Origin of the sequence: Bradyrhizobium sp. CCBAU 45389, from assembly GCF_028128625.1 — a bacterium.
GTDB classification, from domain to species: domain Bacteria; phylum Pseudomonadota; class Alphaproteobacteria; order Rhizobiales; family Xanthobacteraceae; genus Bradyrhizobium; species Bradyrhizobium liaoningense_B.
Genome location: NZ_LBIY01000087.1, coordinates 158,054 through 170,974, shown reverse-complemented (window position 1 = coordinate 170,974; position 12,921 = coordinate 158,054). Strand labels below are relative to the sequence as shown.

At 65.9% G+C, this 12,921-nt stretch carries 14 protein-coding genes; 9 read left to right on the top strand and 5 right to left on the bottom strand.

Annotated elements, in window-relative coordinates; all coding sequences use genetic code 11:
• Positions 1–99 precede the first annotated feature (99 nt).
• Entirely contained in the window at positions 100–1,524 is a 1,425-nt protein-coding gene (locus XH79_RS17710; protein ID WP_271582441.1) for a methyl-accepting chemotaxis protein, read from the bottom strand.
• Positions 1,525–1,643: 119 nt separating this feature from the next.
• Entirely contained in the window at positions 1,644–3,392 is a 1,749-nt protein-coding gene (locus XH79_RS17705) for a methyl-accepting chemotaxis protein (protein WP_271582440.1), read from the bottom strand.
• Between the two features lie 218 nt (positions 3,393–3,610).
• Here XH79_RS17705 and XH79_RS17700 point away from each other — a divergent pair, with 218 nt between their 5' ends.
• The 8 genes from XH79_RS17700 (at position 3,611) to XH79_RS17665 (ending at position 9,816) form a co-directional block, all read left to right on the top strand.
• Positions 3,611–4,357, top strand: a complete 747-nt coding sequence (locus XH79_RS17700; RefSeq protein WP_018646706.1) for a YebC/PmpR family DNA-binding transcriptional regulator — start codon at positions 3,611–3,613, stop codon at positions 4,355–4,357.
• 213 nt (positions 4,358–4,570) lie between these two features.
• Positions 4,571–5,098, top strand: coding sequence for a crossover junction endodeoxyribonuclease RuvC (gene ruvC, locus XH79_RS17695; protein ID WP_271582439.1), 528 nt, complete (start codon positions 4,571–4,573; stop codon positions 5,096–5,098).
• The gene (gene ruvA, locus XH79_RS17690; protein WP_212344874.1) at positions 5,095–5,712 is read left to right on the top strand and encodes a Holliday junction branch migration protein RuvA; all 618 of its coding nucleotides are present in this window, start codon (positions 5,095–5,097) and stop codon (positions 5,710–5,712) included. The genes ruvC and ruvA overlap by 4 nt, the downstream gene beginning before the upstream one ends.
• A gap of 20 nt (positions 5,713–5,732) precedes the next feature.
• Positions 5,733–6,764: a Holliday junction branch migration DNA helicase RuvB gene (ruvB, locus tag XH79_RS17685; protein WP_207233021.1), complete on the top strand. Its 1,032-nt coding sequence runs from the start codon at positions 5,733–5,735 to the stop codon at positions 6,762–6,764.
• 93 nt (positions 6,765–6,857) lie between these two features.
• Positions 6,858–7,727, top strand: a complete 870-nt coding sequence (locus tag XH79_RS17680) for a DUF6869 domain-containing protein (protein WP_271582437.1) — start codon at positions 6,858–6,860, stop codon at positions 7,725–7,727.
• Between the two features lie 105 nt (positions 7,728–7,832).
• Positions 7,833–8,753: a metallophosphoesterase gene (locus XH79_RS17675; protein WP_271582436.1), complete on the top strand. Its 921-nt coding sequence runs from the start codon at positions 7,833–7,835 to the stop codon at positions 8,751–8,753.
• 67 nt (positions 8,754–8,820) lie between these two features.
• Entirely contained in the window at positions 8,821–9,270 is a 450-nt protein-coding gene (gene ybgC / locus XH79_RS17670) for a tol-pal system-associated acyl-CoA thioesterase (RefSeq protein WP_271582435.1), read from the top strand.
• 78 nt (positions 9,271–9,348) lie between these two features.
• On the top strand, positions 9,349–9,816 hold the full coding sequence (locus XH79_RS17665) for a nuclear transport factor 2 family protein (RefSeq protein WP_212344890.1): 468 nt from the start codon (positions 9,349–9,351) through the stop codon (positions 9,814–9,816).
• Between the two features lie 4 nt (positions 9,817–9,820).
• On the opposite strand, the gene XH79_RS17660 is transcribed toward XH79_RS17665, so the two are convergent.
• The 3 genes from XH79_RS17660 to XH79_RS17650 all read right to left on the bottom strand — a co-directional run bounded on the left by XH79_RS17660 (position 9,821) and on the right by XH79_RS17650 (position 11,781).
• The gene (locus XH79_RS17660) at positions 9,821–9,997 is read right to left on the bottom strand and encodes a hypothetical protein (protein WP_271582434.1); all 177 of its coding nucleotides are present in this window, start codon (positions 9,995–9,997) and stop codon (positions 9,821–9,823) included.
• 114 nt (positions 9,998–10,111) lie between these two features.
• Positions 10,112–10,825 (bottom strand): type 1 glutamine amidotransferase, encoded by a 714-nt coding sequence (locus XH79_RS17655; protein WP_271582433.1) that lies wholly within the window; start codon positions 10,823–10,825, stop codon positions 10,112–10,114.
• Positions 10,826–10,854: 29 nt separating this feature from the next.
• Positions 10,855–11,781: a LysR family transcriptional regulator gene (locus tag XH79_RS17650; RefSeq protein WP_212344918.1), complete on the bottom strand. Its 927-nt coding sequence runs from the start codon at positions 11,779–11,781 to the stop codon at positions 10,855–10,857.
• A 151-nt stretch (positions 11,782–11,932) separates the two neighbouring features.
• Here XH79_RS17650 and XH79_RS17645 point away from each other — a divergent pair, with 151 nt between their 5' ends.
• Entirely contained in the window at positions 11,933–12,889 is a 957-nt protein-coding gene (locus tag XH79_RS17645) for an N-carbamoyl-D-amino-acid hydrolase (RefSeq protein WP_212344921.1), read from the top strand.
• Positions 12,890–12,921: the final 32 nt, after the last annotated feature.

Genomic DNA, 12,921 nt, shown 5'->3' with positions numbered 1-12,921 from the left:
CTGCTCCAAGCCATTGATTCCGCACACCCCGGCTACTGTGCATGGGGTTGTTTTCGAGCTTTTTTATTCAGGGACGGCGCAACGCCGTCGCGGCGGCCGTCAGCTCTGGCGAAAGCCCATCCGGAAGGCGCCCCAGTGCCTGCCGCGGATCACGATCGGCGAGGACAGGTCCTTCATCAGCACGAACTGCCCGCCGCCCATGTCGCGGCGATAGGTCTGGAGCAGGAAGGGTTTGGTGTTGGCCGCGACCTTCTTCACCGCGCGATCGGTGAACAGGCGGCGGTTGCGGCAGTTGGCGTTGTTCCAGACCGGGTCCTTGCCCTGCGGCAGGCGGTAGTTCGGATTGTGGGTCGGCAGGTAACCGCCCTTGGCCCAGGCGACGCAGAACACGATGCGCGGATCGGACTTCTGGATCGGGTCCTGGATCGCGGGCAGCACGCGGTCGGTGAACTCGACATAGGCCGTGTTGTACTGCTTTGGATCGGTCCCGGGGATCTCGCGGTATTTCTCGTCCATGAGCTGGTCGAGCGTGATCTCGCCGCGGTCGATCGCGGCCTCGAACTCGGCCGAGATCCGCTTGGCGGTCTCGACCACGACACGGATCAGCGGCGCGTCCGACGTCTCCACGCCGCTGTCGGCGATCAGCGCGATCAGGCCTTCGGAGGCGTCGAGCAGCTTGGCCACCCGCTGGTCGGCGTTCCTAAGATCGCGCGAGGACAGGTCGACGCCCTTGGCGAGCTCGTTGAGCTCGCTGATGACGGTGTCGCAGTGCCCGAGATTGGAGGTCGCCGCGCGCGTGACGCTGTCAATCTCCGCTTCCACGGAGGCGAAGCCCTGCTGGACGCGCGAGATGATGCCGGAAATCTGCTGCGCACCCTCGCCGGCGGTCTTGGCGCGCTGCGAGGCGTCGCTGCTTTCGCCGATCAGGCCTTCGATCTGGCCGTCGAGATCGCGCACGGTGTCGGAGATCTGATGCGTGGCCTGGCGGGTCGCTTCCGCGAGATTCTTCACTTCGCTCGCGACCACCGCAAAACCGCGGCCGGCATTGCCGGCGCGCGCGGCTTCGATGGTTGCGTTGAGCGCGAGCAGGTTGGTCTGCTTCGCGATCGCCTCGATCGAGCCGGACACCTTTGCCACCTGCGCCAGCGCCGAGCCCACCGCGCTGAGGCGCGCCTCGATCCGCTCCACGGCCGCGACCAGTTCGGAGATGTGGCTGACGGCGGTATCGACAGCGCTGCGCGACTGCGCGATCTCGCCGACCGCCGCGGACGTCGTCGTCTGCACCGCCTGCGATGCGTTGGCGATGTCGTGATTGGCCGAGACCATCGTCTCCGCCGTCTTCTGCAGGTGATGGAACCGTTCCGACTGGTTGGCGACGCGGTTGGCGACTTCCTGGACGTTGCCGGCAATGTCGGCGAGCTCGACGCCGAGACCGCCGATGCGGTCGGCGAGCTGGTCGATCAGCCGTTCGGCAAGCGTCCGGTTGGATCCGGTGTCCAGTACTGCAAGTTGTGCAAGGGACATGTACGGGCTTTCTCCAGTCAGAGCCGAGAAGCGGCTCTCCGCGGCATTCCCATTCCAGATTCGACTTTAGAGGATGATTCGCGGACGGCGTCTTGCCCAGGAGTGCACGAGAGAGGGCATTACAGCTTGTAAGCGGTGCGGAATCCGCCCCAGTGCCGGCCCTTGACGCGGATCGGCACGTCGATCTCGCGCATCATCACCGTGTTCCCGTTGCCCATGTCGCGGGCATAGCTCTGGACCAGGTACGAGCGCTGGTTGTGTGCGGCGGCGAGCCCCGCCGGATCGTTGAAGATGCGCCGGTTGCGGCAGTTGGCCGTGTTCCAGGCGACATCGCCCGGCCGCTGCGGATGCGAATAGATCTTGTTGTGCACCGGCAGGAAGCCGTTGCGGTCGACCATGGCGCAGAACGCCATGCGCGGGTCCTTGGCGAGGAAGGCTTCCTGGAACGCCGCCAGCGCGCGATCGGCCCAGTCCAGATAGCGGGTGCGGAATTGCTGCGGATTGGTGCCGGCGATTTCGACATAGTCGGTGTCGAAGAGGTCGTCGACCTTGATCTCGCCGCGCGCGACCGCCTGCTCGAAGATCGCGGTCAGCGCATTGCCTGCCTCCATCGCGCGGGTGACGAACTCGGTGTTCTCCTCGTGGATCGACCAGAGCTTGTCCTCGATCTTCTCGCAGAGCTCGGCATTGGGGTTGACGAATTGCGCGCGGGCGCCGGCCTTGGATTGCTCCGTCACGCGCAGGCGGCAGGCACCGACCTGTTCGAGCGTGCCTTCGATGATCGCCTGCGGCGCCAGCCGGCCAGCGTCTGCGCCGCCGATCAGCACGCCCTCCATCGAAATTTCATAGACCGGCATCACGCCGCGCAGGCTCTCGAGCTTGAGATGGCAGGGCAGCCGCTCGGTCTTGCGGCGGTCGTCATGCTCGCTCTGGCGCAGCAGCACCGCGCAGCGCGATTTCAGCTTCCGGGCGAAGGTGGTGACCGCCTTGCCGGCGCTGGCGACGCTCTCGCCATGGGTCTCGGCCGCCTTGGTCGCGGCGTCGATCTCGGCCGCGCTTTCGCCGACCGAGATGATGAAGTCCGAGGCGCTCGCGGCATTGCCCGAGACTTCGCTCGTGGTGGCGTTCTGCTCGGCCACCGCGCCATTGACGGTCTCGAACACCGGGCGGATCGCCTCGATCGCCTGCGAGATGCGGTGCACGGCCTCCGCCGAGCCGGCGGCATCGCGCTGCAGGGCGTCGATCTTTTTTGTGATCTCTTCCGTCGCGCCTTGCGTCTGCACCGCGAGCGCCTTCACTTCGGTCGCGACCACCGCAAATCCCTTGCCCGCGGCGCCCGCGCGCGCGGCCTCGATGGTCGAGTTGAGCGCGAGCAGCGTGGTCTGCCGCGCAATCTGCGCGATCAGGTTGACAACGTTGCCGATGGCGGCGGAGGACTCGCGCAGGCGGTCGACATTGGCGCGCGCCTCTTGCGCTGCGGCGCTGGCCTCGTCGGCGAGCTTGCCGGCCTCCCGGACCTGCGCCCCGATGCCTTGCGCGGACTGGGTGAACTTGTCGGCGGCATGGGCGAAGGTCGATGCGGTCGATTGGGCGGCGTTGGTGCGGCCGGTCAGGGCGTCGGTGCGGTCGCGAATGGCGGAAAGTGTCGCGGCGGTCGCTTCGGCGCCGCCGGCCACCGAATTGGCGGCGCGCTCGAGCTGGCGGATCATGGCCCCGAGCTCGAGTTCCAGCAGTTCCAGGATTTCCCTGGCCGAATCGCCCTCATGGGCCGGGCCGGGCTCGGACATGGCCGCCGGCCGCGCAGTCTGCGGGGTGGCCGCCGGCGCAGCCGCATCAGGCAGACGCTTCCGAAACAATCCGAATGCCATCAGGTCTCTCTTGTCGGGGGGCGGGCGGACGGTATTTTCGCAGTCCGGAATGAAATCAGGGTTAACAATGCCCGACATCTGGGCACGGACCGTTGGGGTGGCTATCTCTACAGTGCTACCTTGAAGCCTCACGGCCCTTTGATTCCGGTGGGTTGGCGGCCTATAAGGCCGCGCTTCCCACGCTCACCTTTGGCTGACTATTCCACAAGAGACCACGCATGGCCGGACATTCCCAATTCAAGAACATCATGCACCGCAAGGGGCGGCAGGATGCGCAGAAGTCGAAACTGTTCGGCAAGCTGGCGCGGGAAATCACCGTCGCGGCCAAGCTCGGCACGCCCGACCCCGCCATGAACCCCCGCCTGCGCGCCGCCGTGATCGCCGCGCGCCAGGAGAACATGCCGAAGGACAATATCGAACGCGCCATCAAGAAGGCGCTCGGCAGCGACGGCGAGAACTATGACGAGATCCGCTACGAGGGCTATGGCCCCGGCGGCGTCGCCGTCATCGTCGAGGCGCTGACCGACAACCGCAACCGCGCCGCCTCCGACATCCGCTCCTTCTTCACCAAATCCGGCGGCAATCTCGGCGAAACCGGCTCGGTCTCCTTCATGTTCGACCGCACCGGCATCATCGAATACGACCGCAGCGTCGCCGATGACGATGCGGTGCTCGATGCCGCGATCGAGGCCGGCGCCGACGACGTCGTCTCCGGCGAAGGCGGCCACGAGATCTACGCCTCGACCGAAAGCTATCGCGACGTCGCCAAGGCGCTGGAAGCCAAGTTCGGCGAGCCGCGCAAGGCCGCGCTGATCTGGAAGCCGCAGAACACGGTGGCGGTCGACGACGAGACCGGCGAGAAGCTCTTGAAGCTGATGGACCTGCTCAACGAGCACGACGACGTCCAGAACGTCTACGCCAATTTCGAGGTGTCGGACGCGCTTGTTGCGAAGATGGGCGGCTGACAGTCAGTTCCGAATTCCGCTGTCGTCGCCCGGCTTGACCGGGCGACCCAGTATTCCAGAGACGCCAGAGGAAATACGGATAAGCTGCGGCGTACTGGATACCCCGCCTTCGCGGGGTATGACGGCGTACCTGTGGTGGGTAGCTCCCACTTCCCCTGTTACTTCCGTTCTGTTTCTGTTTCCCCCGCCGCGGCCAGCCGCTATCACTGGCCCATGACTGCGCTCCCGATTCGTGGCCCCGTTCGCATCATCGGCATCGACCCCGGCCTGCGCCGCACCGGTTGGGGCGTGATCGAGGCTGAGGGCAATCGCCTGATCTACGTCGCCTGCGGCTCAGTGGAGCCGCCGGACGATCTGCCGCTGTCGAGCAGGCTGCTCGCGATCCACGAGGGGCTCGCTTCGGTCCTGTCCAGCCACCAGCCGATGGAAGCCGCGGTCGAGCAGACCTTTGTGAACAAGGACGGCGTTGCGACGCTGAAGCTCGGCCAGGCCCGCGGCGTCGCCATGCTGGCGCCTGCAATGTTCGGCATTGCGGTTGCCGAATATGCGCCGAACCAGGTCAAGAAGACGGTGGTCGGTGCCGGCCACGCCGACAAGCAACAGATCGCGATGATGCTGAAGATATTGCTGCCGAAAGCCGAGCCGCCGTCCGCGGATGCTGCCGACGCGCTCGCCATCGCCATCACCCACGCCCATCACCGCCAGAGCACGGCGCTCAGGCTGAAGGTGGCGGGGTTATGATCGGCAAGCTCAAGGGCCTGATCGACACCTACGGCGAGGATTTCGTCATCCTCGACGTCGGCGGCGTCGGCTATCAGGTGCATTGCTCGTCACGCACCTTGCAGCACCTGCCTTCGCCCGGCGAAGCCGCCGTGCTGTCGATCGAGACCTATGTCCGCGAGGATCAAATAAAACTGTTCGGCTTCCGCACCGATCAGGAGCGCGAATGGTTTCGCCTGCTCCAGACCGTGCAGGGCGTCGGTGCCAAGGTCGCGCTCGCGGTGCTCGGCACGCTGCAGCCTTCCGATCTCGCCAACGCCATTGCGCTACGCGACAAGGCCGCAGTGTCGCGCACGCCCGGGGTTGGTCCCAAGGTCGCCGAGCGCATCGTCACCGAATTGAAGGACAAGGCACCGGCCTTCGCCAATGTCGATCCGGCCGTCGTGCATCTCGCCGGCGCCGTCGACGACCAGCGCGCGCCGCGCCCGGTGGCGGACGCGATCTCCGCACTGGTCAATCTCGGCTACGGCCAGCCGCAGGCCGCCGCTGCGATTGCATCGGCCTCGCGCAGTGCGGGTGAAGGCGCCGAAACGGCGCAGCTCATTCGCCTCGGCCTGAAGGAGCTGGCGAAGTGAGCGATCCCAAGGCCAACCGCATGGTGTCGCCCGAGCGCCGCAGCGACGATGTCGGCGACACCGCGCTGCGTCCGCAATCGCTGTCCGATTTCGTCGGCCAGCAGCAGGCGCGCAAGAACCTCTCGATCTTCATCGAGGCGGCGCGCAAGCGCGGCGAGGCGCTGGACCACGTGCTGTTCGTCGGTCCCCCCGGCCTCGGCAAGACCACGCTGGCGCAGATCGTGGCGAAAGAACTCGGCGTCGGCTTTCGTGCCACCTCGGGTCCTGTGATCGCCAAGGCCGGCGATCTCGCAGCGCTCCTCACCAATCTCGAAGAGCGCGACGTGCTCTTCATCGACGAGATCCATCGCCTCAGCCCGGCAGTGGAAGAGGTGCTCTATCCCGCGATGGAGGACTTCCAGCTCGACCTCATCATCGGCGAAGGCCCGGCGGCGCGCTCGGTCAAGATCGAGCTGTCGAAATTCACCCTCGTCGGCGCCACCACGCGTGCAGGCCTGCTCACCAATCCCTTGCGCGACCGCTTCGGCATTCCGGTGCGGCTCAACTTCTACACCATCGAGGAGCTCGAGAGCATCGTCAGCCGCGGCGCGCGCGTGCTCAATGTCGGCATGAGCGCGGATGGCGCCAACGAGATCGCGCGCCGCGCCCGCGGCACGCCGCGCATCGCCGGGCGCCTGCTGCGCCGCGTGCGCGATTTTGCCTCGGCGGCGAATGCCGACACGATCGATCGCAAGATCGCCGATCACGCGCTGAGCGCGCTCGAGGTCGACGCCGCGGGTCTCGATGCCATGGACCGCCGCTATCTCTCGACTATCGCTCTCAACTATGGCGGCGGCCCGGTCGGTGTCGAGACCATGGCCGCGGCGCTCTCCGAGCCGCGCGATGCGATCGAGGACATCATCGAGCCCTATCTGATCCAGTGCGGCTATCTCCAGCGCACTCCGCGCGGCCGGCTCCTCACCTCGCATGCCTTCCGCCATCTCGGCCTCGCCGAGCCCAATCGCGATGCGGCGCAGTTCGGCCTGTTCGGGACAGACGAGAGCGACGACTGATCGCCGCAGCCGATGAACCCGCCGGTTTCATTCGATCACTAATCCGAACGCGCGGCGAACGGCATCGCCGCTGTTGGATCGGAGTGGGAAGGAATGGCGCCAGCGGACAAGACCGGATTGCTCGAGACCGTCGCGGCGGCGCCTGAGCTGCGCACGCCCGACAGGACCGAGGCATTCCTCGATTCCCTGCCGGTCAGTGAGCTGGCGTCGATGTGGTGCGCGCTCCAGCGCGTCAGCCGGCGCGACCAGGCCGGCAGCATCTGGGCCATCAAACTCTATTTCGACCATCTGCCGCATCGCCTGCCGCAGGCTGCGCTCGATCTCGTGCTGGAAGTGCTGAAGACGGAGGCCGACAAGCCGACGGTGATGCAGCTCAACGACAAGTTCCTGCTGGCGCTGCTCTATGCGCACGGCCCGGATGTGATCGCACAGATCGAGCGCGAAGCCGCGCACAATGGCCGCCTGCGCTGGCTGCTCGGCGGCGTGCATGGTGATCCCGACGACCCGCTGATGCCCCGCATTGCGCGCGTTGCCGACAGCGAGGGCTGGCAGACCGATCATCTGGCGCAGCGCACGCCGCGCAAGCCGCTCGATTGCGCCAGCATGTCGGTTGCCGAGCTTGCCCGCGCATGGGTCGAGCAATATTCGAAATCCGAGCGCGACCAGGATGACAATCTGTTCACGATCATGGATTTCGAGCGCGACCTGCGCGAGGAAGATCCCGATGGGATGATCGACCTCATCCTCGAAATCCTGAACATCGAGTCCAATCCGGTGCTGCTGGCACTGCTGGCCGCGGGGCCTCTCGAGGACGTAATCAGCTCCGGCACGATCGACCGCATCGAGCACGAGGCGCGGATCAACCAACGTTTTCGTGACCTGCTCGGCGGTGTCTGGTACTATCGGGCGTCCGACGAGCTGAAGACGCGGCTGGATGCACTGGTCGGCGAGAGCCGCTGGTAAGTTTTGTGCAGGCTTCTGCACGCAGATGCAGACGGTCTGCACGAGCGCACCCCAATTCCGCTCCAATCGGACCGCATCAAGAAGCTGCATCACCATCGGGCTTCCATGATCACACGGCGTCGTTTTATCCGGTCCATCGGGGCCTTGTCAGCCCTCGGCGTCTCTAGCGCGGCCTACGGCGTCGGCGTCGAACCGATGCTGCGGCTCCGTGTCACCCGCTATCATCCGACCCCGCGGCAATGGCCCGCGGATTTTCCGCTGAAGATTGCCGCGATCGCCGACATCCATGCCTGCGATCCCTGGATGTCGCTGGAGCGCATAGAAGGCATCGTCGATCGCACCAACGCGCTCAAGCCCGACCTCATCGTGCTGCTCGGCGATTATGTCGCCGGCCTTCACCAGGTCACGCGCTTCATTCCGTCGAGCGAATGGGCGAGGGTGCTCGCCGGCCTGAAAGCGCCGCTCGGCGTTCACGCCGTCATGGGCAATCACGACTATTGGGTCGACAGGGTCGTGCAGCAGGCCGGGCAAGGACCGACGGTCGCGCACCGCGCGCTGGAGGCGGCCGGCATTCCCGTCTACGAGAACGACGCCGTGCGCCTCAGCAAGGACGGCCGCTCCTTCTGGCTCGCCGGGCTCGGCGATCAGCTCGCCTTCCTGCCGGCGCGGCGTTTCCGCAGCACGGGGCGCTTCGGCGCCGACGATCTCACGGCAACGCTCGCCAAGGTCACCGACGATGCGCCCGTCATCCTGCTCGCACACGAGCCCAACGTCGCACCGCGCGTGCCCGCGCGCGTCGCGCTGCAACTGTCCGGCCACACCCATGGCGGCCAGGTCCGCCTGCTCGGCTGGTCGCCGGCCGTTCCGAAGCAGCAGGGGCTGCGGCTTGCCTATGGTCATGTCAGGCTGAAATGCGACGTCATCATCTCTGGCGGCCTCGGCTGCAGCATCATGCCGGTCCGCGTCGGGGTGCCGCCGGAGATCGTTGAGGTGACGCTGGGGCGGGCCGCGCCGGTTGTGTCCTAATACGCTTGCGCGGACCGCGGTTTTTGCGCAAAACGGGCCGACAGCGACAAGCGAAGAGGCTCGCGACGTGACTGCCCATCTCGACGGCGAGATCCGCGACGGCCGCCACCATATGCAGGTCCGCGTCTATTACGAGGACACGGATTTTTCCGGCATCGTCTATCACGCCAATTATCTGCGCTACATGGAGCGCGGCCGGACCAATCATCTCCGGCTGATGGGCGCCGAGCAGCAGGCGCTGTTCGAGCAGGTGGAGACGGAAGGCGCGGGCTTTGCCTTCGTCGTGCGCTCGATGCACCTCGACTTCCTCAAGCCCGCGCGGATGGACGACGTGCTTGACGTCGTGACGTGGCCGATCGCGGTGAAGGGCGCTTCGATCATGCTGGCGCAGGAAGTGCGGCGCGGCGATGACGTGCTGGTGAAAGCCGAGGTGCGCGTCGCCTTCATCAGCGGTGGCCGCGCCCAGCCGATCCCGAAATCGATCCGCACCTTGATGAAGGCCGATCTGGTTTCGTGATCGCTCGATAGGCGATGGCCTCTCGACTCCGCGGCATGCCGGCGTAGATTGCCGCTCCCGCCAACCGATGAGGCCATCATGTCGCGCCCGCCGCTTCCGCCCTTTACCCGAGAGACCGCCGCGCAGAAGGCCCGCATGGCCGAGGATGCCTGGAATTCACGCGATCCGGTGCGGGTCTCGCTCGCCTATACCGAGGACAGCCGCTGGCGTAATCGATCCGAAGTGTTTCAGGGCCGCGAAGCCATCGTCGCCTTCCTCACCCGCAAATGGGAGAAGGAACAGGACTACCGCCTGATCAAGGATCTCTGGGCCTTCGATGGCAACCGCATTGCGGTGCGCTTCCAGTACGAATGGCACGATGCAAACGGCCAGTGGTACCGCTCCTACGGCAACGAGCAGTGGGAGTTCGACGAGCACGGCCTGATGAAACGCCGCGAGGCGTCGATCAACGACATCGCGATTGCGGAGAAGGACCGCCGCTTTCATTGGGCCGCGCCGGGGCCGCGGCCGGCGGATGTGCCGGGGTTGGGGACTGATCCGTTCTGATTATTTAACCGCCCTCACTGCTCTTGGCTGTCGCTTTTGGGAAGTCCTCCCAGAACCACATGCAGCCTAGCGCCGTCACGAAACCGGCGGCCATTACCATCCAGCCCTTCCACGCGAGCGCGAACAACAGAAGATATATTAGAGCCACCAGCCCTACGACGATCAAGGCAAGTGCAAACATCAGGCTTATCGTGCGACGAATTGGGCTCATTCCCCATCCAGCCTTAAGCGTCCAGAGGACAATTATGCCCCATCTATGGGGACACTCAAGGGGAGAGAGCTAAGAAGTGTGCAACTAAGGCGCCGCGCGCCTTGCCAAAAACCGCGTAATCGCCCCACCGAGCTTCGCGCTGTCCATCGGCTGCACCAGCGATGCCCGTGCCGTGGCCACGACGTCCTCCGGCGCCTTGCCGTCGCGCAGGTCGCAGCACACCTCGGCAAATCCCACGTCGAACTCCGGATGCGGCTGCACGGTCAGCGTTGCGCCGTTGGCATAGAGCAGGCCGGCATGCGGGGTGAACTCGGAGGAGAGGATCGTCAGCGCATCGTTCGGCGGCTCGATCACCTGGTCCTGATGCGAGGCGGCGATGGCGACCGCTTCGCCGTCGACGACGCCGTTTTCCGGCAGCACCTGATAGACGTGGCGGCCGATGCCCCAGCCCTTCTCGGACTTGCGCACGGTGCCGCCGAGCGCCTGCGCGATCAGCTGATGGCCGAAGCAGACGCCCACCATCGGTGTCTTGTTGGTGTAGGCCTTGCGGACGAAGTCCTCCAGCGGCGCGATCCAGTCGAGCCCGTCATAGACGCCGGCGGCAGCGCCTGTGATCAGCACCGCTTCGAGCTTGCCGGGATCGGGAAGCGCATCGCCGTTGGGGATGCTGACGACCTCGACCGTCGCCGACGGATCCTCGGTGCGGATCATCCGTTCGAACATGTCCGGAAACGAGCCGTGCTGCTCGCGATATTTTGGCGGGACCTGTCCGGTCTCGATGATGGTGATGCGTGCCATGTGCCCCCCGGATAAAAAGGTTGCGAAGCTCAGTCGCTTTCTGCCCCATGTTGCTGGTGTGGCGCTGTGCGCTCCAGCAGCGCGCTTTCCTTGCGCACTTCGTTGAGAAAGGCCTTGGCGAGGCGCGACAGCGGCTCGGCCTCCGACCACAGCATATAGGCGACCGCGTGGGTCGTCGGCGTGAACGGCCGGACGACGAGGCCGCTGCCGCCGTTCTGCCGCGGCGAGAACGGGTCGACCACCGCGGCGCCGACGCCGGCGGCGGCGAGCACGCAGGCCGTGTTGCAGTAGCGAACTTCGACGGTCGGCTGGAACGGCGCGCCGGCCCGGGCAAAGCTGTCGCGCACGGCTTCGCCAAGCCGCGTGCCGCGCTCGAGCCCGATGAAGGGCAGGCCGGACAGGTCAGCGGCCGAGATCACCGGCTTGCCTGCGAGCGGGTGCTGCGGCGGCAACACGCAGACCATCTCTCCGGTGTGCACAACCTCGTGCGCGATGCCGGGATGATGCGTCAGCCCGAGCGCGAAGCCGAGCTCGGCGACACGGCTGAGCACGCCCTCGATGATGCCCTCATAGCGTCGCACGTCGAAGAACACGCGCGTCTCGGGACGGCGGCGCAAAAAGCCCGACAGCGCGGAAGGAATGATGCTGTAGGCGAGCGGCGGGGTCGCCACGATGGCGAGATGCCCCGAGCGGTTCTCGCGCAGATCGCGCACGCGGCTTTCGAGCTTGGCGTGCAGTGCGAAGATCGCCTCGCTCTCCTTGTAGAGCGCCATCGCTTCGGCGGTCGGAAACAACCGGTTGTTGACGCGCTCGAACAGCGCAAAGCCCGCCTGCGCCTCCATCGTCTTCAAGGCGTTGCTGACCGCGGGCTGCGACAGCGCCAGCTCGTCCGCCGCCGCCACCGTGGTGCGGTGGCGGATGACGGCACGGAGGATCTCGAGCTGGCGCAGGTTCATATCACTGCCGATTATACTCTGGGCCAAAACATCATAGCAGAACGAATTGATTTTGCAGCCCCGCTTCTCCGTAATGGCGGCGGATTTGCGCGTCGCATCAAAGGGTTCATTCGCCCATTGAGGCAGCACTGCGCACAGATTGGAGGCAATCTTGGTTCGTGTCCTTCGCGCCGCCGCCGCCCAGATGGGGCCGACGCAAAAAGCAGATTCGCGCGAGCATACGCTGGCGCGGATGCTCGCATTGCTGGAGGAGGCCGCCGGCCGCGGCGCCAGCCTCGTGGTGTTTCCCGAGCTCGCCTTCACCACTTTCTTCCCGCGCTGGCTGCTGGAGGGCGACGAACTCAACCATTATTTCGAGCGCGGCATGCCGAACCCGGCCGTGGCCAAGCTGTTCGACCGCGCGCGTGCGCTGCGTGTCGGCTTCTATGTCGGCTATGCCGAGCTGACGCCGGACGGCCGCCGCTACAATTGCGCCATCCTGGTCGACCGCGACGGCGAGATTCTCGGCCGCTATCGCAAGGTGCATCTGCCGGGTTCGGTCGAGCCTCGCGAAGGCGCGCGCTACCAGCAGCTCGAGAAGCGCTATTTCGAATATGGCGACCTCGGCTTTCCCGCGTTCCGCGCCGGCTCGGCCTGGGCTCACGCCATCATGGGCATGATGATCTGCAACGATCGCCGCTGGCCGGAGTCCTGGCGCGTGCTCGGCCTGCAAGGCGTCGAGCTGGTCTGCATCGGCTACAATTCGGCGGCCTATGATCCCAATGGCGGCACGACGGAAGACGGCGCCTTGCGCACCTTCCACTCGACGCTGGTGACGCAGGCCAACGCCTACATGAACGCGACCTGGGCGATCTCGGTGGCGAAGGCGGGCGAGGAGGACGGCTCCGGCCTGATCGGCGGCTCCTGCATCGTCGATCCCAACGGCCGCATCGTCGCGCAGGCGCAGACGCTGGCCGACGAGGTTATCGTGGCCGACATCGATCTCGATCTCTGCCGCCAGGGCAAGGACAAGATGTTCAACTTCGCCGCCCACCGGCGGCCCGAGCAATACAGGGTCATCACCGAACGCGCCGGCGTCATCGAGCCGGCCGTTCTCGACGCCGACTGAGCAAATGGCACGGCGCTGGCAAAGGAGCTGAC

Bases quoted from the DNA above. Each gene is read 5' to 3' on its own strand.
- XH79_RS17680 (WP_271582437.1), top strand. From the start codon at position 6,858: ATGGCGCCAGCGGACAAGACCGGATTGCTCGAGACCGTCGCGGCGGCG.
- XH79_RS17700 (WP_018646706.1), top strand. From the start codon at position 3,611: ATGGCCGGACATTCCCAATTCAAGAACATCATGCACCGCAAGGGGCGG.
- XH79_RS17705 (WP_271582440.1), bottom strand. From the start codon at position 3,392: ATGGCATTCGGATTGTTTCGGAAGCGTCTGCCTGATGCGGCTGCGCCG.
- ruvA (WP_212344874.1), top strand. From the start codon at position 5,095: ATGATCGGCAAGCTCAAGGGCCTGATCGACACCTACGGCGAGGATTTC.
- ruvC (WP_271582439.1), top strand. From the start codon at position 4,571: ATGACTGCGCTCCCGATTCGTGGCCCCGTTCGCATCATCGGCATCGAC.
- XH79_RS17665 (WP_212344890.1), top strand. From the start codon at position 9,349: ATGTCGCGCCCGCCGCTTCCGCCCTTTACCCGAGAGACCGCCGCGCAG.
- XH79_RS17675 (WP_271582436.1), top strand. From the start codon at position 7,833: ATGATCACACGGCGTCGTTTTATCCGGTCCATCGGGGCCTTGTCAGCC.
- XH79_RS17660 (WP_271582434.1), bottom strand. From the start codon at position 9,997: ATGTTTGCACTTGCCTTGATCGTCGTAGGGCTGGTGGCTCTAATATAT.
- XH79_RS17710 (WP_271582441.1), bottom strand. From the start codon at position 1,524: ATGTCCCTTGCACAACTTGCAGTACTGGACACCGGATCCAACCGGACG.
- XH79_RS17650 (WP_212344918.1), bottom strand. From the start codon at position 11,781: ATGAACCTGCGCCAGCTCGAGATCCTCCGTGCCGTCATCCGCCACCGC.
- ruvB (WP_207233021.1), top strand. From the start codon at position 5,733: ATGGTGTCGCCCGAGCGCCGCAGCGACGATGTCGGCGACACCGCGCTG.
- XH79_RS17655 (WP_271582433.1), bottom strand. From the start codon at position 10,825: ATGGCACGCATCACCATCATCGAGACCGGACAGGTCCCGCCAAAATAT.